General features: G+C 58.8%; 20 protein-coding genes, 1 tRNA gene and 1 pseudogene. 13 read left to right on the forward strand and 9 right to left on the reverse strand.

The features are described 5' to 3' along the window. Positions 1–18: 18 nt before the first annotated feature. Positions 19–1134 (reverse strand): tRNA guanosine(34) transglycosylase Tgt, encoded by a 1116-nt coding sequence (tgt, locus tag AC07VO_RS27635; protein ID WP_019651852.1) that lies wholly within the window; start codon positions 1132–1134, stop codon positions 19–21. A gap of 14 nt (positions 1135–1148) precedes the next feature. Continuing rightward, positions 1149–2198, reverse strand: a complete 1050-nt coding sequence (gene queA / locus AC07VO_RS27640) for a tRNA preQ1(34) S-adenosylmethionine ribosyltransferase-isomerase QueA (protein WP_086946351.1) — start codon at positions 2196–2198, stop codon at positions 1149–1151. A 107-nt stretch (positions 2199–2305) separates the two neighbouring features. Between queA and AC07VO_RS27645 the strand changes: the two genes are divergently transcribed. The 4 genes and pseudogenes from AC07VO_RS27645 to AC07VO_RS27660 all read left to right on the forward strand — a co-directional run bounded on the left by AC07VO_RS27645 (position 2306) and on the right by AC07VO_RS27660 (position 6117). Then, positions 2306–2390 (forward strand) — tRNA-Leu (locus AC07VO_RS27645). Positions 2391–2553: 163 nt separating this feature from the next. After that, the gene (locus AC07VO_RS27650) at positions 2554–3858 is read left to right on the forward strand and encodes a tyrosine-type recombinase/integrase (RefSeq protein WP_086946350.1); all 1305 of its coding nucleotides are present in this window, start codon (positions 2554–2556) and stop codon (positions 3856–3858) included. Between the two features lie 1007 nt (positions 3859–4865). Next, a pseudogene (locus AC07VO_RS27655) lies at positions 4866–5845 on the forward strand (integrase domain-containing protein). Next, positions 5842–6117 (forward strand): hypothetical protein, encoded by a 276-nt coding sequence (locus AC07VO_RS27660; RefSeq protein ID WP_086946348.1) that lies wholly within the window; start codon positions 5842–5844, stop codon positions 6115–6117. Before AC07VO_RS27655 ends, AC07VO_RS27660 begins: the two are co-directional and overlap by 4 nt. 601 nt (positions 6118–6718) lie before the next feature. Here AC07VO_RS27660 and AC07VO_RS27665 read toward each other — a convergent pair. From AC07VO_RS27665 to AC07VO_RS27675, 3 genes are all read right to left on the reverse strand, one after another. Next, positions 6719–7582: a class I SAM-dependent methyltransferase gene (locus AC07VO_RS27665; protein WP_086946347.1), complete on the reverse strand. Its 864-nt coding sequence runs from the start codon at positions 7580–7582 to the stop codon at positions 6719–6721. Between the two features lie 29 nt (positions 7583–7611). Next, the gene (locus AC07VO_RS27670) at positions 7612–8001 is read right to left on the reverse strand and encodes an antibiotic biosynthesis monooxygenase family protein (protein ID WP_086946346.1); all 390 of its coding nucleotides are present in this window, start codon (positions 7999–8001) and stop codon (positions 7612–7614) included. A 102-nt stretch (positions 8002–8103) separates the two neighbouring features. Continuing rightward, positions 8104–8997, reverse strand: a complete 894-nt coding sequence (locus AC07VO_RS27675) for an NAD(P)/FAD-dependent oxidoreductase (RefSeq protein ID WP_086946345.1) — start codon at positions 8995–8997, stop codon at positions 8104–8106. Between the two features lie 108 nt (positions 8998–9105). Between AC07VO_RS27675 and AC07VO_RS27680 the strand changes: the two genes are divergently transcribed. Beyond that, a complete protein-coding gene (locus AC07VO_RS27680; protein ID WP_086946344.1) occupies positions 9106–9753 on the forward strand; it encodes a TetR/AcrR family transcriptional regulator in 648 nt (215 codons plus the stop codon). A gap of 74 nt (positions 9754–9827) precedes the next feature. Here the strand turns inward: AC07VO_RS27680 and AC07VO_RS27685 are convergent, their stop codons facing one another. Both AC07VO_RS27685 and AC07VO_RS27690 read right to left on the reverse strand, forming a co-directional pair. Next, positions 9828–10523: a glutathione S-transferase family protein gene (locus AC07VO_RS27685; protein ID WP_086946343.1), complete on the reverse strand. Its 696-nt coding sequence runs from the start codon at positions 10521–10523 to the stop codon at positions 9828–9830. 147 nt (positions 10524–10670) lie between these two features. Next, a complete protein-coding gene (locus AC07VO_RS27690) occupies positions 10671–11417 on the reverse strand; it encodes an SDR family oxidoreductase (protein WP_086946342.1) in 747 nt (248 codons plus the stop codon). 139 nt (positions 11418–11556) lie between these two features. Here AC07VO_RS27690 and AC07VO_RS27695 point away from each other — a divergent pair, with 139 nt between their 5' ends. The 8 genes from AC07VO_RS27695 to AC07VO_RS27730 all read left to right on the forward strand — a co-directional run bounded on the left by AC07VO_RS27695 (position 11557) and on the right by AC07VO_RS27730 (position 20090). Then, a complete protein-coding gene (locus tag AC07VO_RS27695) occupies positions 11557–12459 on the forward strand; it encodes a LysR family transcriptional regulator (protein WP_086946341.1) in 903 nt (300 codons plus the stop codon). 455 nt (positions 12460–12914) lie between these two features. Continuing rightward, entirely contained in the window at positions 12915–13244 is a 330-nt protein-coding gene (locus tag AC07VO_RS27700; protein ID WP_086946340.1) for a hypothetical protein, read from the forward strand. 147 nt (positions 13245–13391) lie between these two features. Continuing rightward, a complete protein-coding gene (locus AC07VO_RS27705; protein WP_086946339.1) occupies positions 13392–13892 on the forward strand; it encodes a DUF3916 domain-containing protein in 501 nt (166 codons plus the stop codon). 446 nt (positions 13893–14338) lie between these two features. Then, positions 14339–14815: a formate dehydrogenase subunit gamma gene (locus AC07VO_RS27710; RefSeq protein ID WP_018926718.1), complete on the forward strand. Its 477-nt coding sequence runs from the start codon at positions 14339–14341 to the stop codon at positions 14813–14815. Then, a complete protein-coding gene (locus AC07VO_RS27715; protein ID WP_173861180.1) occupies positions 14812–16374 on the forward strand; it encodes a formate dehydrogenase beta subunit in 1563 nt (520 codons plus the stop codon). Before AC07VO_RS27710 ends, AC07VO_RS27715 begins: the two co-directional genes overlap by 4 nt. Further along, positions 16371–19259 (forward strand): formate dehydrogenase subunit alpha, encoded by a 2889-nt coding sequence (fdhF, locus tag AC07VO_RS27720; protein WP_064616228.1) that lies wholly within the window; start codon positions 16371–16373, stop codon positions 19257–19259. Before AC07VO_RS27715 ends, fdhF begins: the two co-directional genes overlap by 4 nt. Beyond that, entirely contained in the window at positions 19256–19477 is a 222-nt protein-coding gene (locus AC07VO_RS27725) for a formate dehydrogenase subunit delta (RefSeq protein ID WP_086946337.1), read from the forward strand. The genes fdhF and AC07VO_RS27725 overlap by 4 nt, the downstream gene beginning before the upstream one ends. 229 nt (positions 19478–19706) lie before the next feature. Next, complete coding sequence (locus AC07VO_RS27730) at positions 19707–20090, forward strand: hypothetical protein (RefSeq protein WP_018926722.1); 384 nt, start codon at positions 19707–19709, stop codon at positions 20088–20090. A 93-nt stretch (positions 20091–20183) separates the two neighbouring features. Here AC07VO_RS27730 and AC07VO_RS27735 read toward each other — a convergent pair whose 3' ends face one another. Continuing rightward, positions 20184–20537 (reverse strand): gamma-glutamylcyclotransferase family protein, encoded by a 354-nt coding sequence (locus tag AC07VO_RS27735; RefSeq protein ID WP_064616227.1) that lies wholly within the window; start codon positions 20535–20537, stop codon positions 20184–20186. A gap of 13 nt (positions 20538–20550) precedes the next feature. Beyond that, complete coding sequence (locus AC07VO_RS27740) at positions 20551–21216, reverse strand: M24 family metallopeptidase (protein ID WP_086946336.1); 666 nt, start codon at positions 21214–21216, stop codon at positions 20551–20553. Positions 21217–21397 lie beyond the last annotated feature (181 nt).

A 21397-nucleotide genomic window follows, 5' to 3' on the forward strand; every position in this document is an offset into this window, starting at 1 on the left:
ATCTTGGGGTCAGAAAACTCAGTCCAAAGGCGGAACAGGCAACCCGCGTTTGGCGTAGAAGGCATCGACAAAGGCGGCCAATGTACCCTGTTGAATAGCCTCGCGCAAACCAGCCATAAGCACTTGATAATGGCGCAAGTTATGGATGGTATTGAGCATGCTTCCCAGCATTTCGCCGCACTTGTCCAGGTGATGCAGATAAGCGCGGGAGAAGTTCTGGCAGGTATAGCAATCGCAGGTCGGATCCAGCGGCGAGTCATCATGGCGATGGAACGCGTTACGGATCTTCAGCACGCCTGTATCAATGAACAGATGCCCGTTGCGGGCATTACGGGTTGGCATCACGCAATCGAACATGTCCACACCGCGGCGCACACCCTCAACCAGATCTTCCGGTTTGCCAACGCCCATAAGGTAACGAGGTTTGTCAGCCGGCATCTGACCCGGCAGGTAATCGAGCACCTTGATCATCTCGTGCTTGGGCTCGCCCACCGACAGACCGCCGATGGCCAGGCCGTCGAAGCCGATCTTGTCGAGGCCTTCCAAGGAGCGCATGCGCAGATCCTGGTGCATGCCGCCCTGCACGATGCCGAACAACGCCGCCGTGTTGTCGCCATGGGCGTTTTTCGAACGCTGAGCCCAGCGCAACGACAGCTCCATCGATACGCGAGCGACGTCTTCGTCGGCCGGGTACGGGGTGCATTCGTCGAAGATCATCACGATGTCCGAGCCAAGATCACGCTGGACCTGCATCGACTCTTCCGGCCCCATGAACACTTTGGCGCCGTCGACCGGAGAGGCGAAGGTCACGCCCTCCTCCTTGATCTTGCGCATGGCGCCCAGGCTGAATACCTGGAAACCGCCGGAGTCGGTCAGGATCGGGCCTTTCCACTGCATGAAATCGTGCAGGTCGCCGTGCTTTTTGATCACTTCGGTGCCAGGACGCAGCCACAAATGAAAGGTGTTGCCCAGAATGATTTCCGCGCCGGTGGCGACGATATCCCGCGGCAGCATGCCCTTGACCGTACCGTACGTGCCCACCGGCATGAAGGCCGGGGTCTCGACGGTACCGCGCGGGAAGGTCAAACGACCGCGACGCGCCTTGCCGTCAGTAGCAAGCAACTCAAACGACATACGACTTTGGCGACTCATTCTTTGTCCTCAGGGCCACGTGGTGCGGGATTACGGGTGATAAACATCGCATCACCGTAGCTGAAAAAGCGGTATTCGTTGTCGACGGCAGCCTTATAGGCGGCCATGGTCTCGGGATAACCGGCGAACGCCGAAACCAGCATCAACAGCGTGGATTCGGGCAAGTGGAAGTTGGTGACCAGGGCATCGACCACATGAAACGGCCGCCCCGGGTAGATAAAGATATCGGTGTCGCCACTGAACGGCTTGAGCGCGCCATCGCGCGCGGCACTTTCCAGGGAACGCACGCTGGTGGTCCCCACGGCCACCACACGACCGCCGCGAGCGCGGCAGGCCGCAACGGCATCGACCACGTCCTGGCCGACTTCCAGCCATTCGCTGTGCATGTGGTGATCTTCGATCTTCTCCACGCGCACCGGCTGGAACGTGCCCGCGCCGACGTGCAAGGTCACGAATGCGGTCTCGATGCCCTTGGCGGCAATCGCCTCCATCAGCGGCTGATCAAAATGCAGCCCCGCCGTCGGCGCCGCCACCGCGCCCAGGCGCTGGGCGTACACCGTCTGATAACGCTCGCGGTCCGAGCCTTCATCCGGGCGATCTATATAAGGAGGCAACGGCATGTGCCCGACGCGGTCGAGCAGCGGCAACACCTCTTCGGCAAACTTAAGCTCGAACAACGCATCGTGACGCGCCAACATCTCGGCCTCGCCACCGCCGTCGATCAAAATCTTCGAGCCGGGCTTGGGCGACTTGCTGGAACGCACATGGGCCAGCACGCGATGACTGTCGAGCACCCGCTCCACCAGAATTTCCAGCTTGCCGCCGGAAGCTTTCTGGCCAAACAGCCGCGCCGGAATCACCCGGGTATTGTTGAACACCATCAAATCGCCTGGGCGTAAATGCTCAAGCAAATCAGTGAATTGACGGTGTGCCAGGGCGCCGCTGACCCCATCCAGGGTCAACAGGCGACTACCGCGACGCTCGGCCAAAGGATGGCGAGCAATCAGCGAATCAGGGAGCTCGAAGGTAAAGTCAGCAACGCGCATGATGGGGTTCGTCTAGCAGGGCCGGGAAGTCTAGCGGAAATATCAAAAATTCTCCATGTACCTGATTGACCAGCGGTATTCACCTCTCTATACTTCGCCGCCATTGAGCCCTGATGGCGGAATTGGTAGACGCGGCGGATTCAAAATCCGTTTTCGAAAGGAGTGGGAGTTCGAGTCTCCCTCGGGGCACCATTTGCAGTACATAGACGACTACCAGCGTCTACGCAACACCCCTAGAGCCCGCTAACTGCGGGCTTTTTGGTCTCTGGGGTTCCACCCCCATCTCTTGCAAGCCAGCCTCTTTTTGGTACATTTTCTGTACATATTCCAGTTCGAGAACCGGAGGTGTACAGCAATGCCATTGACCGCCTTGCAAATCAAAGCGTCCAAGCCTGCCGACAGACCGTTCACGTTGAGTGATAGTTCGGGTCTTGCCCTGCTGGTGAAACCCAACGGCAGCAAGTATTGGCACTTCCGGTACACGTATCAGGGTCGGGCGGCGCGCATGTCACTGGGCGTGTATCCGCATATCTCCTTGCAGGAAGCCCGTGAACGAGCTGCAGAATGCCGCAACCTACTCAAGCAAGGCACCAACCCCGGCGCCAAACGTCGCGATGACAAGCTGCGACAGCAGGAGGCCGGGCTCAACACCTTCAGGCGAGCCGCGGAGTACTGGTACCAATTCAAAGCGGACTCCGGCCGCAGCAGCGCGACGCTGAAGAAGATCCGCGACTATCTCGATAAGGATCTACTGCCCGCTCTCGGCGAGAAGCAACTGGAGCTCATCACTCGAAGCGACTGCGCAAAACTGCAGGCCTGCATCGAAAAACGAGGCGCCTTCAATGTTGCGGACAAGACCCGGACCTGGCTGAAACAGATTTTCAGTCAAGCCATTGCACGCGGCCTGTGCGAACACAATCCAGCCTCCGAACTCCACGCGATTGCGATAGCCCCACCGCCCACTCAACACTATCCACATCTGCACGAACACGAACTACCTGAGTTTCTCCGGGCCTTAAGCAAGACCACCAGCCGGCTACCAGCGAGGATTGCATCATGGATGACAATTCTGACGGCGAGCCGCCCCGGCATGGTTCGCTACGCAAAATGGGAGGAAATCGATTTTGAGGAAGGGATTTGGACCATCCCGGCCGCCCGCATGAAGATGCGCAGAGACTACGTTAGCCCTCTACCTCATCAATTGATCGCCATGCTTACCAAACTGAACCAAAGCACTGGCCGCAGTCGGTATCTATTCCCAGGCAATGGTGAAAAGCAGCCAGTCATCAGTGAAAACACGATCAACCTGGTGTTCGCCAAGATCGGCTATAAAGGACGACTCGTCAGCCATGGCACTCGTCATACCGCAAGCACGCTGCTGCGCGAACATGGCTGGCTGAAGGACCATGTCGAAAGCCAGCTGGCTCACGTCGAGGGCGGCATCTCTGGTGAGTACAATCAAGCCCTATACTTGCCGCAACGTCGGATCATGATGCAGTGGTATGCGGACTATCTCGACGCCCTCAAACTAGGCATTACAGCCAGCCTTCGCGATCAATTTGATACTCGCGTTAATCAGTTTCTCGCACGCCCTTCTGCATCGCCTCTAACAACATCCCACGCACGCATAGATGATAAGTTTTCTATCGAAACAGACTAAGCTGCGATACCGCGATCACGCGATGCCTCACGAATTCGACCCGGGTCGGCGTCAACATCATCGCCTTGTAAAACAACCGTGGCGCATTTCAACACTGCTTAAGCCTGTTAGATCTCCGTAGCCCAGCTTTCCACGCGGGTCCATCCAAGCAGGGCTGCAAAGCCGCCCTGCTTGGATGGACCTCACTTAAAAAATCTAAAGCCCACACAACCGTCTGGGGAAAAACACTGATTTCCACCGGAGTATAATTTCAGCCACAGCCGCAGAATCTCCATAAATTCGAACCTTGACCCGAATTATCCACAGGCGTAGAAAAGATCGGGCAAGGGCTGTCGTTGACAGCAACCCAGGTAGCCAGAACCTTTAAGGCTACGCCACAGCGTGGTGGTTCTCCCAAAGTGCGATTAGCGTCCGGCGGCTTGCACGGTCACTCACCGAGTGATGGATGCCAATTCCAGATCATTGCCATTGCGGCAAATGCATCCCCCTCCCCCAACTGCCCTGCAGCAACCTATCCGCTTGGCCATTTCATTGCGCCAACCTGCGCCCGTCTCTTTCTTCTGGAAAGAGACGGGCGCTCCTACCGCTGCTGCAGCCCAACTCTTACAAGGCTTTGCGGCATTTCCCCTCGTGACAATCGGCGTGACAAACACCGGAGTCACCAGCAACAGCGATGCAGATGATGGTGCCGCAGCCCATGGAATGGACTGCACCTGACTGACAGTCAGGCATACCCCAATCATCGCATCACTGCCTTCACCTGACTCAGGATCTCGCGGCGCTGGTCTCGTCAGCCAGCGCAGCCTCCACCCGCCCACTTCTGCGGAAGTGTTCAGGAGGCCAGATCATGAGATGCCCAAGCTCCCGGTCGTAAAGAGCCGTCAGTCCCGCGTTAGTGGACAACCCTCACAGGTCGCAGGGACCTTGATCCCTGATAACACTCAACATTCTTGGCGGGATGACGTGGGGAAAGTTTTAAAAGTTTTGGCTTCGAGAGGAGTTTGATCATGGCATTGGTAGGTAGGCGGGATGGGCGCAATTTTGGCTATGGCCGGCAACTGAGCTATGCAGGGCCGCAGGCATTGCGCGACCTATTTGGCGGCGGGCATTACGGCACGGTCAAAGCACACAGTGACCGCTGGCAGGCGTTTGTGCGCTGGTGTCACTCGGAGGATGGGCCGGGGTTTAACGATGCGCGGCAGATTAATTGGCAGACCTTGCTGGACTACGCCGGACATCTACGCCAACAAGTTGAACAAGGTGAGCTGGCCATCGCCACTGCGCAAAACCGGTTGTCCAGCGTGAACCGGACCATGGCCGCGCTTCGCGGTGATCAGTATGTGAAAGTGCAGAGCCCGAGTAAGGCGCTGGGAATGCAGCGCACAACCGTCCGCACAGCAGCCCGCAAGGCCAGGATCGTGAACAAGTTAAGCGGATCGTCGAGGCGCTTTACGAACACCAACTGCCGCGCGCGGCTGCAATCGTGCAGTTGGCCCGAGCTACCGGCATGCGCTTACGCGAGGCCATCTTAGCCGACCTTCCGCGCCTAAAACGCGAAGCCGAACACTACGGCAAGATCAACATCCAGGATGGCACCAAAGGGGGCCGATCCGGCGCGTCGGCGCCACGTTGGATCACGGTGGATGACCATATTCGTGACGCGCTTGGGTTCGCAAAACAGGTGTCGCCTACGGGTAGCCGCAACCTGCTTGCACCGAACGAAAGCTACCTCGATTTCTTGCAGGGAATCGTCTGCCCCGCACGGGACATCATCCATAAGCACGACCTCAAAGGCTTCCACGAATTGCGGGCAGCCTATGCTTGCGAGCGCTATGAGCAAATCACCCACCATCCCGCCCCCATCAACGGAGGCCATTGCTATCAACTCGACCGACGTCTCGATCAGGAAGCCCGAGTACAAATCAGCTATGAGCTGGGGCACAACCGTATCGTCGTGGTGGCCGCTTACATTGGTGGTCCCACATGAGCACGGCATTCGATATGGATTTGTTCCTGGCGGGCGTCCTGACCGGGTCGCATACCACGCGCCAACGCCACCTGCGTCAGGCGAAGGCCATCCAAACAGCGATCACTGAGCGCTGGCAACGCGACAATCAATGGACTTGGCAGAGAAAACACCTTGCGTGGTTTTTGAATCACCAGCTAAACCAGCACACTGAATCGACGCGCTATTACTATTTGCTGACCATGCAATTACTCACTCATCGCTTAGGAAAATCCTGGCAGTTCAACCTTTAAACGAAGGTCAGAAAACGGGGCCATAAGCAGCCATTCGTGAGTGGCGGTTTTCGACCGATTCTGTTGAAAAAGTCGGCCCTTGTTTCCACGGTAGAAAAGTACGCACTAGAGCTTAAAATCTTTGCATTGAGCAGTGGATTCCGGGTTCAGATTTCGCGTAGCAGCGCGCAAAAAAGGTGTTTTCAGCGGTCAGTATCCGGGCCGTCTGAAAGAACCGACTTTTTCAACAGAATCGACCCAAGGCAGCCGATTGAATATTTACGGCACACCCACGGATAGCTCCAGCAACTGATGAAATCGGTAAATGGCGATATTTATATCGTCCATGATTTCATCATCCTACTCTTCGATGATTCCCAACTCGGCTTTCAATGCAGCGATTCGCTCCTTGATCTCTGCTACGAGCCAGCACGATCAGTGGCGATAATTTATGAATTGCCACGGTTTTTTTTAGACTTTTAGACAGTTCCTGGCCGATTTGGGCCATTCGCGAGTACTCTCTTTTGCCGGGGACGGATGGCCAAGCCATAAGGGACATTAATCTGACCGGCCAAAGACGCCTCGATCTAATAAGCGGGGGCGCCTCCCCTGTTAATCCCTGTCAGCTTGCCGAATTGCGTGCCATGACGATCCACGCCGCGCCGTCGATCATCACCGACCGCTCGCCGGGAAGGCTGGCAAAAGCGCCACGAACCGCCGCCGAGGCGCGGGCGCGGATGTCGTCGGGCTGATCGGCGAGCGCAAGCGACAGCGGGCCGCCCTCGAACGCCATCTTCACCGCGTCATCGATCGCTGCGTCTCGCGTCCCGCCCTCACCGAACGGGATACAAGCATCGAAGGGCGCGATAGCGATATCGGTGAAGCCGGCCGCTGTCAGGATGCGCGTCACCCGTCCCCGGTCGCCGAACGAGAACGGGCCGGGCGCTTCGGGACCGGGCGGCGCGGGTAGCGGGACGATGTCCTTGATCGCGCCCATCGGCAGGCGCAGCCAATCGTTCTCGGCCACGCCGCGCCAGCAGACGAAAGCGACCCGCCCGCCCGGCCGCAGCGCACGCCGCATATGGGCAAACGCCCCAGTCGGATCGTCGAAGAACATCACCCCGAAACGCGAGAACAGGATGTCGAACGCGCCCTCGGGCAGCTCGGCGCTGCTGGCGTCGGCCACCCGGAACAGGGCCGGCGTATCCTTCGGCGCAAGCGCACGCGCTCGGCCGATCAACGGTTCGGATATGTCCACGCCTAGCACATGGCCGCCCGCGCCGACGCGAGCGGCCAGAGCCAGACTCGAGGCGCCCGCGCCGCAGCCGACGTCCAGAACGCGTTCGCCCGTCGCGGGCGCGGCGGCTTCTATCGCGGCCTGGCCGAACACCGCGAACATGGCGTCGAGCCGGGCCTGGTTGGCGGCCCAGTACTCTCCACTTTGGCCATTCCAGTCAGCTACCTGATAGGCATTTTGCTCTGTCATGACATCTCCTCGTTTTGATTCGCTCTTAACTAGGCCGTGCAAAAGCCGGGAACGGCGACCTTCTGGAACAGGTGCGGGCTGCCTACGACGGATGACGGATAGGCCGAAAGCTTCGCGACGATCTCGGGATGGGTGAGGCCGGCGCGGACCGTCTCGGTGGATTCCCACACCACATAGTTCAGGTAAGTCGGGCTATCGCCGATCGCTCGATGCAGTTGCATGGAAATGAAGCCCGGTTGTTTCGTTATGATCTCGGCAGCCGCCTTGAAAGCGTCCAGGAAGCCCGCTTCGTCGGCGTAATCGAGCGTGAAGAGGTTGATTAGCACGACTGGCGCGGCCGCGATGCCGAGTTGGCGCTCAAGCGGGAATTTATCGTCTAGCGGTTTGAATTTACGGTCTTGCGGCTTTAGGTCGGCCATGGTGATGCTCCCGTCTACTGCGAAATTGAAAATGGCGTGATCGATGCTGCTTCGAAGCAACCTTTAGAAGCCTGCGACAACCGAAGAAGGGTATCTGTGCTCTCAAACCAGCATCGACTGCTGGGCGAAGATTCCCGCCATCGCGCCTTGCCATGATGCCGTGGTGACCGAGGGCATGAGGGGATTGGCGAGGTCGCCGGCGGCGTAGACGCCGGGCACGCTGGTTTCGCGACGCTCGTCAACCTTGAGGGCTATGCCCTGGGGCGTATCGACCGTAGCGAGGCCCAGCGATTCATGCAGGCGTGCGGACGGCTTGTTACGCGGATGCGCGAACAGGATGTCGACCGCAACAGAGGGGCTGGCGTCGAGCCTGACGGTGGCGTTGTGGCTCTCGTCATGGTCGATTTCGGTGATCCGGCCATCGACGACAGGGATGCCGCGGCGCGCCAGATCGGCCCGGATGTCGGGTGGAATGTCGTGATCATTGGCGAAGACCGTTAATGTGTCGGTCCAGTCGTGGTACAGCCTGACGTAGTTGTGCGACGGCGGGCCGGACCAGACGAGGCCCCAATGCCGGCCGGCAACTTCAAAGCCGTCGCAATAGGGGCAAGGCACGATGGAGGTGCCCCAGCCTTCGGCAAAGCCGGGAACTTCAGGCATCTGGTCGGCGACGCCATAGCTCAGGATCAGGCGGCGCGCCCTGAGGCTTTCGCCATCGCCAGTAAGGACGGAGAAATCGTCGATGGCGCCGGAGATGCTCTCGGCCCGGGCAGTGACCAGCCTGACCGTTGGATAGCGCGCCAGCTGCTGCCGCGCCTCGGCCAGGATCTCTAGCGGTGGCTTGTGGTCGTGGCCGAGCAGGCCATGCGAGTGGTCGGCGAAGCGATTGCGCGGCAGGCCGGTGTCGAGAACGGTGACCTTGCGCCGGGCACGGCCGAGCTGCAAGGCGGCGGCAAGACCGGCAAAACTGCCGCCGATGATGATGACGTCATTCATGGTGGTGGGCTCCGCGCTGTGGATAAAGGGAGATCGGCTTGCACACTTAAGATACTTTGGAGTACCCTAATTCAAGAATTAGAATACTGTCAAGTACTGGAATTTTTTATGAGCGAAAACAGCCAGAGCCGGCGCGGCCGGCCTGCCAACGAGGCGCTTGGCCAAACGATAGCCGACGCCGCGTGCGAACTTTTTGTGGAATTGGGTTTTCAAGCGACGACCATGGATAAGGTCGCCCAGCGGGCGAAGATATCCAAGCTAAGCATCTATCGACACTTCGAGAACAAGGAGGCGCTGTTCAGCGCAGCCATCGCGGCCCACTGCCAGCAGTTTGCACCACAAGCCCTTTTTGAAGGCGTCGGCGGTTCGGCCGAAGATCAGCTAATGGCGGTGGGATCAACCCTGCTTCGCACGCTGTTGAGCCCGGACGTGCGGAGTGTCGAAGCCATGATCATGGCCGACAAGACGAATCAAAAGTCGTTAAGCAAGCGCCAATACGAAGCCGGCCCCGCCTATGTCATCGCCCAAATCGAGGCCCTGTTGCGTCAGTTGCACGCGAAGGCGGTTCTGAACGTGCCCGATCCTCTCCAGTCCGCCCGCTTGTTTGCCGCGCTTTTCAAAGGATCCGATCTCCTAATTATCGCGCGCTTCGATGAGGCGAGAGCAGAGGACGACAACGAAATCGAATCCTATTGCCGGTCGGCCGTCGCCATGTTCATCGCCGCGCACGGCGGCACCGACCACGCTGGCGATTAGGAGCTTAATTGCCCCGGCCAGCCTGGCCAGCGCCCCTGCTGGCCAAGCTAGCGGCGGCGCGATCGCATCGGCATTCAAAGGGGATGCGTTTCCGATGCAGTAGCCAAGAGTGCTCTTGCTTCCTGCAAGTGCTTGCGGAACCGGATGGCATAGTCCTCTGCAACTGCCGCCTGAATGCTGAAACGGCTGGCCAGCGCACGACGCCAATCAGCCACTCGACTCAGTCCATCAAACAACTGATGATTGGGCTCGAATCCAAGTATGTCGAAGTAGCGAAAAACTGGAGCCACGGCGATGTCGACCATGCTGAGCCTCTCGCCGGAGAAATAAGGGCCGTCCGATATTTCACTGTCGAATCGTTCCAGCTTTCCTCTCAACGCTGCAAATTTGCCAAGGGCTGTCTGCTGGTCGGTGGCGTTCAAAAATCCCCATGCATCCGCCAGTGTGGCAGAGGCGAATTCGATCCATGCACGGTGTTGTGCTCGGATCAACGCATTCATTGGATGTAACGCAGGTTCCGGGTACACCTCCTCCAGGTATTCGCAAATGGCGACGCTCTCGAATAGAACGGACTCGCCTTCATTGCCGTCTGGAACCTTGAGCAGCGGAACCTTACCGCTTGGCGACATCGCCAGAAACCAGTCTGGCCTATCGCGAAGATCGACATCGATACGCTGAAAGGTAATACCTTTTTCGAGTAACACGATGGCCACTCGCTGAACGAATGGGCATAACGGATGGCTGACGAGTGTGAACTGTGACTGTGGCATTGGAATAGACCCACTGAAGAATCAAAGCCCGCCGCCACGAGTGGGAGCGGGCCGTATAGAAGCTACGTCCGTGACTTCAAGAAAGCCTGAATGGCAATCAGTTTTCCGTAAAAGCGCAGGAGACGTTCCTTCGCGTATCGTTGGCAGCTAAAGCGAGCGGCCACCGTCGACGATGAGTTCCGAGCCAACCGTCCATCGTGACTCGTCTGACGCCAGGTACAGCACGGCCTTGGCCACTTCCTCGGGCGTACCAAACCGGCCGAACGGAATGGTCGCTGCGATATCCTGGTTGAGCTGTTCGCGATAGGCATCGGGAATACCGAGCTTGTCGTAAAGCGGCGTATCAATCGGACCAGGGCTGACTGCATTGACGCGAATACCACGCGGGAGCAGTTCGCTAGAAAGCGTCTTCGACATGTTCAGGAACGCGGCCTTGGTCGCGCCATAAACTGATGAACGCGCGGCGCCGAGGTGTGCACTAACCGAGGTATTGAGAACCACCGACGCAGGGTTCGCGAAGACTGGTAGCAATGCCTGGATCAGAAAGTACGGCCCCTTAACGTTGATGTCGAAGGAGCGATCGAACATTTCCTCCGTCCACTCTTCGATCGGCAGCCAAACGGATACGCCTGCATTGAGAAAGGCAACATCGAGTTGGCCATAGTGAGTCTGAACGGCCTGCGCCAGTTCCTTCTGCGCATCGATGCTGGCTGAGTCAGCACGCAGTACCAATACTTCGCTTCCCAGTTCCGCCTGGGCCTTTGCGATGGACTCCGGATTGACTCCGGTAACGATCACGCGCGCGCCTTCGGCGAGGAACTGCTTAGCCGTTTCCAGGCCAATGCCGCTGGTGCCGCCGGTGATGAGAGTGCGTTTGCCTTGCAATCGGGACATGTAAGTTTCCTTTTCGGTTTTTCACGGTCAGTCGATGTACTGACCTGCCAGAGGGAAACTATGTATTCATACCTGTGCATTGATAAGATGGCCTATTCGAATACATTTCATGCTTATATTGCATGAATGAGAGGCCTAGATGGATCGACTACTGCTGATGACCTGCTTTGTTCGCGCTGTTGAGACAGGAAGCTTCTCGGCTGCGGGGCGTGACCTGGGGCTGGGGCAGCCTAACGTCAGCCGCTATGTGGCGGCGCTGGAAGATCATTTGCAAACCAGGCTGCTCCACCGATCCACACGAAAGCTTGCCCTCACCCCCGAGGGAGAACGCTATTACGCAGATGCCCGGCGCATTCTCGATGCCGTGGAAGAATCGGAGTCGTCCTTCAGGGAGAATGTCGCCCCGTCCGGATTGTTGCGAGTCGCCTGCCCGACCGCGCTAGCCCATGCATTCGTGGTGCCGCATGTATCCACATTCCTGGAGCGCTATCCAGAGTTGACGCTCGACCTGCAGATCAATGATCGCTATGTGAATCTGGTCGACGAAGGGGCTGAACTGGCGATCCGAATCGGACATCTGGAAGACAGCGCAATGCGTGCCCGGCCGCTAGGCTGGTTCGAGCGTGTATGCGTTGCCAGCAAGGGATACCTGGCCAAACGCGGAATCCCCACGACGCCCAATGATCTGAGAACGCACGATTGCCTGATCTACACCCTGCTGTCGACAGGCACCACATGGCGCTTTCGGGATATCGATGTTCCCGTTTCTGGCAGGCTTCGGGTCAACTCACCTGAGGCCATACGAGAGTGTGTAAACGAGGGACTGGGGATCGCACAGGGGCCCGAATGGCTTTACGAGGAAGGGCTGAAAAATGGCAATCTGCGGGTGTTGCTTAGGGACTACGCAGCTCCGGCTGTCCCTGTGCAAGTCATTTACGTTGCCGACCGGCTTCTCCCCAAAAGGGCCATTGTATTCATGGATTTCATCGCCGAGGTGTTCGCAAAAAATTCTGCATTTAACGATCAACCCAGACCATCATAATTGCAGTAGTCAGCTTGGTGTGCTCATGACGCCCGACTAATCATGAAAATTCGTCAGGTGCCGGTTCGGCATTTTCGGCAAACCAGGGAGTCTATCCTTAACCAGTTTCGTGAAAATATTATTGACAGCTCGTCGGAAATTGGATGGAGATATCCGATCAAACTTTCATCCACACCAGTCCTTATTGAAAGCAGGTAGGGTGTACACTTCGCAGTACAACGTGGAAGTGTACATAGACAAAAAACTATTTAAATCATACAGCTATGCTATTATTCGAGTCTCCCTCGGGCACCAAAATTAAGAAAGGTCTTGCTTAGCAAGGCCTTTTTTTTCGCCTGTAGAAAAGCCATTGCCCGCACCGCTGTCGTGTGACGGCTGCCGAAGGTTGCGATCTTTTGATCCTGCTTCTCTTACGCACGTCCCGCACCGGTGGAACATTTCACAAGGATTCCCTCATGGAATTGCAGCTGGAAAGCGTCGCCCTCTTCTCCCTGAAACTGGCTTACGAGACGGAAGATTCAAGTCCGATTTTGCGTGATGATCTGGTCATGGGTGATTACCAGCGGGATGTGTTTGAGCTGCTGGTGCGGCGGGGGGATGTCGAGACCATTAAGGTCAAAGTGGCTGAATGCGTAGGTCTGGCGCTTGAGGCGATAGGTGGAGTTGGTACGGCGCTGGGTCGAGAACTAGATAGATTGTCGGTTGATTTCAGAGCTGTGCAGACGCTGGAGCACCTTGATGTTCCGCTTATTGCGCTTAAGGATTACTTGAAAGACATTCAGTGAGTGATCGGGTGGAAGCACGTTTGGTACCCCTTTACACCGAGTGATACTGGACAGGGGTTTGGCTGATACAAAAATGGACCTGTCCACTTTTCCATTGCGCCGGCAGACAACAACGAAAGACTTTTTCGGCATCACAAGGACGTATCAATGCGACAAATCGCCCTTAGCAACAAGCCACTCAGAGGCATTCCCCGCCGCCTTCGCGCTCTGGAACGCTGGGCGTCCAGTTTTCGCGACGAGTTTCACCCGCGATCCGAGCACATGGAGCGCTACACACATTGGAAGATCCCGGTGCACGCGGCCCTGGTCCAAGGCCCTCAAGCCAGGATCGAAGTTCAGGCCTTCTGCATTCAGCAACTGCTCGAAGCCGCCTGCCACCTGTCCAACGCTGCCGACCACTCACAGGGTTACTACCGGGTCGCCTGCCTGCTGGTGTGGCCATGGGTTCATCAGAGCGAGGTCACCCTCTTCTATGATCGAGACTACTATCTGGGTTTTCTCGGTGAAACCAACACGCTTAAACCAGAGCGGATCAGTGATGTTCTTGCCCTGCACGCTCCAGCGCATTTCATCGAGCACGGGCATGACGTAACTCAACCTGACGATGAGGTCGCAGTACAGTGGTGGTGTATTGGGGAACCGGCCTGATATGGAGAAAAGGAGCGTGAATGTTTATAGGACTCTTGGTTTACAGCGCAATAAATCGACAAATCTGCTCCCTGAAATCACCCACAGATCTGATGCTGTTTCTCACCCGTAATGCTTGCTATACATCCCCCACCGACAAGCCCTCAAAGCATTAAGCCAGTGCGTGAACGCCCCACGCCCCGCTCATCTAGACTTAATGGATAGTCGTAGGCAGAACCGAACACGTCGCTTTGGTGCGGATGATTCAAAGGCGGCGTGGCAAGCTGCGTGATATGCCTGAAGAGGTGCGGCAAAGACCGCGCCGGGCACAACAAGATGCCCACTCAGGGTGCCCTGGCCAACGGTCTGAAAATGCCACGATACCGTGACGTGGTGTGAACGCCGCAGCCGACACTTTCGGACGACCGACAACCGCCTGGTTTGTCCGTGACCGTGAGGAATGCTGTATGTCTGATGAGATGTTGCACCTGCCTATGGTCAACAGCCTGCTGGAGCGCCACAAGGGTTTGCCCGGCGCATTGTTGCCGATCCTTCATGAAATTCAGGAGGGCATCGGTTATATCCCCGATGCCGCCGTTCCCGAGATTGCCCACGCCCTCAACCTGAGTCAGGCCGAGGTTCGCGGGGTGATCAGCTTCTACCATGACTTCCGTACCGCGCCTCCGGCCCGGCATATCCTGCGTCTGTGCCGGGCCGAGTCCTGCCAGAGCCGCGGCGCCGAGCAGCTCGCGGCGCAATTGCGCGACCGCCTGCAACTGGACGACCACGGCAGCAGTGCCGACGGCAATATCAGTCTGCGCCCGGTGTATTGCCTCGGCGCCTGTGCCTGCTCACCTGCCCTGGAGCTGGATGGTCAGGTGCATGCGCGGCTCACTGCCGAACGCCTGGATGCCCTGCTCAACGCTTGCCAGGAGGACGCATGATGCCGACGCTTTATCTGCCCTGTGATTCTCTTGCCCGCGCCGTGGGCGCCGATGAGGTGGCCGTGGCCCTGGCCACTCTGGCCCAGGAGCGCGGTCTGCCGCTGGACTTGCAACGCACCAGCTCGCGCGGCCTGTACTGGCTGGAACCGCTACTGGAAATGGACAGCCCGCAAGGTCGTATCGGCTTCGGCCCGCTGACCGCTGCCGATGTGCCGTCCGTGCTCGATGCGCTGCAAGGCGAGCCGTCCGCTCATCCGCTGGCCTTGGGGCTGGTGGAGGAGTTGTCTTATCTGAAGACCCAACAACGCCTGTTGTTCGCCCGCGCCGGTATTACCCGGCCGCTGTCGTTGGAGGATTACCGGGCTCATGGCGGTTTCGAGGGCTTGACCCAGGCCATCGCTCTGGGCGGCGAGCAGACCGCGACTGCAGTATTCGATTCTGGCCTGCGTGGCCGTGGCGGCGCGGCTTTCCCGGCCGGGATCAAATGGCGCACGGTGCGCGCTACCCAAGCGGCGCAGAAATACATTGTGTGCAACGCCGACGAAGGCGACTCCGGCACCTTCGCCGACCGTATGCTGATGGAAGGCGACCCCTTCCTGCTGATCGAAGGCATGGCCATTGCCGGCATCACCGTCGGCGCCAGCTACGGCTACATCTATGTGCGCTCGGAATATCCACAGGCCGTGGCCACCTTGCGCGAGGCGCTGGACATCGCCCGGGCCGCCGGTTACCTCGGCGCCAATGTCGGCGGCAGCGGACTGGCCTTCGACATGGAAGTGCGAGTGGGTGCCGGCGCTTACATCTGCGGTGAGGAAACCGCGCTGCTGGACTCCCTCGAAGGCAAGCGCGGGATCGTCCGCGCCAAGCCGCCGATCCCCGCGCTGCAGGGCCTGTTCGGCCTGCCGACCCTGGTGCACAACGTGCTGACGCTGGCCTCGGTGCCAATGATTATGGCCAAGGGCGCGCAGTTCTATCGCGACTACGGCATGGGCCGTTCCCTGGGCACCATGCCCTTCCAGCTGGCGGGTAATATTCGTCACGGCGGTCTGGTGGAACGGGCCTTTGGCCTGACCCTGCGGGAATTGGTGGAAGACTACGGCGGCGGGACCGCCAGTGGCCGGCCGCTGAAGGCCGCGCAGGTTGGCGGCCCTCTCGGTGCGTGGGTGCCACCCTCGCAATTCGACACGCCGCTGGATTACGAAGCCTTCGCCGCCATAGGCGCGATGCTCGGTCACGGTGGTGTGGTGGTGGCTGACGACAGCCTGGACATGGCCCACATGGCGCGCTTCGCCATGCAGTTCTGCGCCGAAGAATCCTGTGGCAAATGCACGCCGTGCCGTATCGGCTCGACCCGGGGCGTTGAGGTGATCGACCGCCTGCTCGCTGCGCCTGACCAGAACGGTCGCGATGAGCAGGCGATTATCCTCAAGGACCTGTGCGACACAATGCAATACGGTTCGCTGTGCGCGTTGGGTGGCATGACCTCCTATCCGGTCGTCAGCGCCCTCAAGCACTTCCCCGCCGACTTCGGTCTGCAAGCCTCGGAGGCCGAGCAATGATCACTGTATTCGACCCGAAAACCGATATGGATCTGGGTACCCCGGCCCGCGAAAGCCAGGTGCAAGTCACCCTGAACATCGACGGCCAAAGCATCAGCGTGCCCGAAGGCACCTCGGTGATGCGCGCTGCGGCGATGCTGGGCACCACCATTCCCAAACTGTGCGCCACCGACAGCCTGGAAGCCTTTGGCTCCTGCCGCATGTGTCTGGTGGAGATCGACGGCATGCGCGGCTACCCCGCATCCTGCACCACGCCGGTCAGCGAAGGCATGACCGTGCACACCCAGACGCCGAAGCTCGCGACCCTGCGCCGCAACGTCATGGAGCTGTACATCTCCGATCACCCGCTGGATTGCCTGACCTGCTCGGCCAACGGCAACTGCGAGCTGCAAACCGTCGCCGGCCAGGTCGGCCTGCGGGAAGTGCGTTACGGCTATGAGGGCGAGAACCATCTGGACGACGTGAAGGACACGTCTAACCCGTACTTCGACTACGACCCGAGCAAGTGCATCGTCTGCAACCGCTGCGTGCGCGCCTGCGAAGAAACCCAGGGTACGTTTGCCCTGACCATTACCGGGCGCGGGTTCGAATCCCGGGTCGCGGCCGCCGGTGGCGAGGACTTCCTCGACTCGGAATGCGTGTCCTGCGGCGCCTGTGTGCAAGCCTGCCCGACCGCGACACTGATGGAAAAAAGTGTGGTCGAACTGGGTCAGCCCGAACATAGCGTCATCACCACCTGCGCCTATTGCGGCGTGGGCTGTTCGTTCCGCGCCGAGATGAAAGGCGACCAACTGGTGCGCATGGTTCCGGACAAGAACGGCCAGGCCAACCACGGCCACTCCTGCGTCAAGGGGCGCTTTGCCTGGGGCTACGCGACTCACCCGGATCGCATCACCAAGCCGATGATCCGCAAGTCCATTAACGACCCTTGGCAGGAAGTCAGCTGGGATGAAGCGGTGACTTACGCCGCCAGCGAATTCCGCCGGTTGCAGCAAAAATACGGCCGCGATTCCATTGGTGGCATCACCTCCAGCCGTTGCACCAACGAAGAAACCTACCTGGTGCAAAAACTGGTGCGCGCCGCGTTCGGCAACAACAACGTCGACACCTGTGCGCGGGTCTGCCACTCACCGACCGGCTATGGCCTGAAACAAACCCTGGGCGAGTCCGCCGGCACACAGAGTTTCGACTCGGTGATGCAGGCTGACGTAATCCTGGTGATGGGTGCCAACCCCAGCGACGCTCACCCGGTGTTCGCCTCCCAGCTCAAGCGCCGCCTGCGTGAAGGCGCGCGACTGATCGTCATCGACCCACGCCGTATTGACCTGGTGGACACGGTGCATGCCCGCGCCGAACTGCACCTGGCCCTGCGTCCGGGCACCAACGTCGCCATGCTCAACGCCCTGGCCCACGTCATCGTCACCGAAGGCTTGCTCAACCAGGCCTTTATCGACGCCCGTTGCGAAGGCAACGATTTCGCCCACTGGAAAGAGTTCGTCAGCCGAGCGGAAAACTCGCCGGAAGCCCTTGGCCCTGTCTGCGGCGTAGAACCTGCCGATATCCGTGCCGCTGCGCGCTTGTATGCCACCGGCGGCAACGCGGCGATCTATTACGGCCTGGGCGTCACCGAGCACAGCCAGGGCAGTACCGCGGTCATGGGCATCGCCAACCTGGCCATGGCCACCGGCAACATCGGTCGAGAAGGCGTGGGCGTGAACCCGTTGCGTGGGCAGAACAACGTTCAGGGCTCCTGCGACATGGGCTCCTTCCCCCACGAACTGCCCGGTTACCGTCACGTCTCCAACGAGGTGGTAAGGACGCAGTTCGAACAGGCCTGGAACGTCACCCTGCAACCCGATCCGGGCCTGCGCATTCCCAACATGTTCGAGTCTGCACTGGCCGGCAGCTTCAAGGGCCTGTACTGCCAGGGCGAAGACATCGCCCAGAGCGACCCCAACACCCAACACGTCACCGCGGCGCTGTCGGCCATGGAATGCATCGTGGTGCAGGACATTTTCCTCAACGAAACCGCCAAGTTCGCCCATGTGTTCCTGCCGGGCGCCTCGTTCCTGGAAAAAGACGGCACCTTCACCAACGCCGAACGGCGCATCTCCCGGGTACGCAAGGTCATGGAGCCTCTGGGCGGCAAGGCCGACTGGGAAGGCACCGTGGCTCTGGCTAACGCCCTGGGCTATCCGATGAACTACAAGCATCCGTCGGAAATCATGGATGAAATCGCCAGCCTGACGCCGACCTTCACCAACGTCAGCTACGCCGCACTGGATAGTCACGGCAGCCTGCAATGGCCATGCAACGCCGCGGCACCGGACGGCACGCCAACCATGCACATTGAGGAATTCGTGCGTGGCAAGGGGCGCTTCATGCTCACCGGCTACGTGCCGACCGAGGAGAAGGTCAACAGTCGCTATCCGCTGCTGCTGACCACCGGACGCATCCTCAGCCAGTACAACGTCGGCGCCCAGACCCGGCGTACTGAAAACGTCGCCTGGCACGACGAAGACCGCCTGGAAATCCACCCGACCGACGCCGAGAGCCGTGGGATCAACGAAGGCGATTGGGTCGGCATCGGCAGCCGCGCCGGCCAGACCGTACTGCGGGCACGAGTCACCGAACGGGTTGCCCCAGGCGTGGTGTACACCACCTTCCACTTCCCTGAGTCGGGTGCCAACGTGATCACCACCGACAACTCCGACTGGGCTACCAACTGTCCGGAGTACAAGGTCACCGCCGTGGAGGTCAGCCGCGTCTATCACCCTTCCGAGTGGCAAAAACGCTATCAGGCATTCAGCGACGAACAACAACGCCTGCTCAACGAACGTCGCCATGAACGCAGCGCCGGGACAAAAGCCGAGGTACGCCGATGAGTACGGAAAACCTGATCAAGATGGTCAACCAGATCGCCCAATACTTTGCCAGCGAACCGGATCAGCAACAGGCCGTGCTCGGCGTGCGCAATCATCTGCAGATGTACTGGACGCCCGGCATGCGCAAGGAGTTGCTGGCCTGGCAGACGACGCATCAGGGGGCAGACATGCACCCGCTGGCGCAGGCAGCGGTCAGTGGCGCGGGCTGGGAGGCTTAGGTTTACAGATCCCTTGGCCTGTTGAGACGGGCCAAGGGAGCGTTCCAGCGTTTTTAACGTCGACCCTGTATTCAATGAGTGACGGAGCCAAACGCAGCCAAAATCCACATCAGTCAGCAACATCCTTCGGCATAATCCCATCGGTTTGATATCGTGTTGCCATCGCCTCATCTCATCAAAGATGACCAATGGCGGTTTCAGGGTTATTGCGAACAAGGAAAAGGATTGAATGCTGCTAATTGGCGTATTGGTGTTCCTCGCTGCGACAGTGGGGATGTGGATCTGGGTGGTGAAGAACCGCGGAGCTGTGAATCTATGGCTCGCCAACCTGGCAGGTGCCGTGGGTAGTTTTATTGTCGGGATAGCGGTGCTGGTTTTGTTCAATAGATGGCTTGCCCCCGGAGAAGCCTCCTCAGCACGGATCGTTTTATACGTACTCTATACGTTGATGGCGGTTATGGGCGCCTTCGTCGGCACATGGCTCTTGGTGATTGCCAGACTCAAGCAGTCTGAACACCCCGCCTTCCGTCATTTGATTGCCGGGACGTGTAGTCTGTTGGCGGCAGCGATCACTTTGGTAGTGTGGTCAGTAATCCTCCTCCCCAGCAAATGAGTATCCCCCCAGGCAATTGCTGAACTTCAGCCTGGGCCTGCATGATCGTCGCCGGCGAGAGTCCTTGCCCGTCGGCGTGAAACTTCCCGGAAGTCAGGCTCGCACGTAGACCCAGGCACTGATGCCGGACTTGAGGGTCACACTGACGCGTTTGTAGTCCGCCACCTCGTATTCGTCGGCCGCGACCAGCTCTTGGGCCGTGATCTCGAAAACAGTGCCGGCGATCTCGTCCGACAGGTCGCCACTCTCCTGCACGATCGGATGATGGCTTTTCCCACTCGCCGCCAACACCGCCGGATCGGTTATCTCGACCAGGTTCTGCTTGTAACCTGGCAGGCTGTCCAGGCGCCCTTTCAACTCGCGCCCGAAGGTGGACAGCTGAACGGCCCGGTCCTGCAAAGTACCGTAGGAGAACAGCAGAACCGGTTGCTCTGTTTGGTTTGGCATGAGGTTTCCTTGATCAGATAAGCAAGTCTTCGTAGAACCCTCCGAAAGGGCGCTCAGGGTGGGCGATCTGGATTTCCAGAATCCACAGGCCGGTCGTTGGGCACTTGTCTAAATCCCCGAGGTCGCCACCACGGTGAATGGCATGAGGAAAATCGCTGACTCTGTGGCCCTTGATGTCCAGGTTGAGCTTCCACCCCATGGCTTGCGCCTGGTCGGCCGCATAGCGGTAAAGCTCTATGCCGGAAACCCGCTCGCTGCGCCAAAAGCCTTCGACTCTATTGAAAAGTTCCCGGGAGGCCGCAGCACAGGCGATCATTTCCGGGTCGGAACCGGTGGTGAACGTCGCCCCTGCATCACCTTCGTGCCCTTGCCAGACCGCGCCCATGTCGACGAAGAAAATATCTTCGTCACCCAGCACAGGATCGCCATCGGAGCGCTGTTTGAACGTCTTGAGCGTATTGGCGCCAAAGCGGATCAGCAGCGGGTGCCAGATGCGATCCATGCCAAGTTCCGACAGAACCTGTTTACCCAGTGACTGGGCTTCGGACTCGCGCATGCCGGGAGAAATAACCCGGGCAATCTGTTCGATGGCCTTCCAGGTCATCTGCTGCGCATGGCGCATCGTTTCCAACGTGTAATGCTCGCCTACTGCTTCTTTACCGCTCAGGGCCGCTGTCATCGATCATTCCTTTTGTACGAATTCTCGCTATATATTTTCATATACTGCGATATTCGATAAAAAAGATATAGCCATGATCCAGGCTGAAGAAACTTTCCTGCGGACAAAACAAAACCCCTACCTGCATACGCAGATAGGGGTTTCGGAATTTAATCTTGACGATGACCTACTCTCACATGGG

It is taken from the genome of Pseudomonas sp. GW821-FHT03E01 (assembly GCF_059420765.1).

Coding starts and splice junctions, on each gene's coding strand:
- tgt (WP_019651852.1), bottom strand. CDS start 1,134: ATGTCGTTTGAGTTGCTTGCTACTGACGGCAAGGCGCGTCGCGGTCGT.
- AC07VO_RS27650 (WP_086946350.1), top strand. CDS start 2,554: ATGCCATTGACCGCCTTGCAAATCAAAGCGTCCAAGCCTGCCGACAGA.
- AC07VO_RS27690 (WP_086946342.1), bottom strand. CDS start 11,417: ATGTCCCGATTGCAAGGCAAACGCACTCTCATCACCGGCGGCACCAGC.
- AC07VO_RS27680 (WP_086946344.1), top strand. CDS start 9,106: ATGAGCGAAAACAGCCAGAGCCGGCGCGGCCGGCCTGCCAACGAGGCG.
- AC07VO_RS27675 (WP_086946345.1), bottom strand. CDS start 8,997: ATGAATGACGTCATCATCATCGGCGGCAGTTTTGCCGGTCTTGCCGCC.
- queA (WP_086946351.1), bottom strand. CDS start 2,198: ATGCGCGTTGCTGACTTTACCTTCGAGCTCCCTGATTCGCTGATTGCT.
- AC07VO_RS27665 (WP_086946347.1), bottom strand. CDS start 7,582: ATGACAGAGCAAAATGCCTATCAGGTAGCTGACTGGAATGGCCAAAGT.
- AC07VO_RS27730 (WP_018926722.1), top strand. CDS start 19,707: ATGCTGCTAATTGGCGTATTGGTGTTCCTCGCTGCGACAGTGGGGATG.
- AC07VO_RS27740 (WP_086946336.1), bottom strand. CDS start 21,216: ATGACAGCGGCCCTGAGCGGTAAAGAAGCAGTAGGCGAGCATTACACG.
- AC07VO_RS27710 (WP_018926718.1), top strand. CDS start 14,339: ATGTCTGATGAGATGTTGCACCTGCCTATGGTCAACAGCCTGCTGGAG.
- AC07VO_RS27685 (WP_086946343.1), bottom strand. CDS start 10,523: ATGCCACAGTCACAGTTCACACTCGTCAGCCATCCGTTATGCCCATTC.
- AC07VO_RS27700 (WP_086946340.1), top strand. CDS start 12,915: ATGGAATTGCAGCTGGAAAGCGTCGCCCTCTTCTCCCTGAAACTGGCT.
- AC07VO_RS27695 (WP_086946341.1), top strand. CDS start 11,557: ATGGATCGACTACTGCTGATGACCTGCTTTGTTCGCGCTGTTGAGACA.
- AC07VO_RS27735 (WP_064616227.1), bottom strand. CDS start 20,537: ATGCCAAACCAAACAGAGCAACCGGTTCTGCTGTTCTCCTACGGTACT.
- AC07VO_RS27715 (WP_173861180.1), top strand. CDS start 14,812: ATGATGCCGACGCTTTATCTGCCCTGTGATTCTCTTGCCCGCGCCGTG.
- fdhF (WP_064616228.1), top strand. CDS start 16,371: ATGATCACTGTATTCGACCCGAAAACCGATATGGATCTGGGTACCCCG.
- AC07VO_RS27670 (WP_086946346.1), bottom strand. CDS start 8,001: ATGGCCGACCTAAAGCCGCAAGACCGTAAATTCAAACCGCTAGACGAT.
- AC07VO_RS27705 (WP_086946339.1), top strand. CDS start 13,392: ATGCGACAAATCGCCCTTAGCAACAAGCCACTCAGAGGCATTCCCCGC.
- AC07VO_RS27725 (WP_086946337.1), top strand. CDS start 19,256: ATGAGTACGGAAAACCTGATCAAGATGGTCAACCAGATCGCCCAATAC.
- AC07VO_RS27660 (WP_086946348.1), top strand. CDS start 5,842: ATGAGCACGGCATTCGATATGGATTTGTTCCTGGCGGGCGTCCTGACC.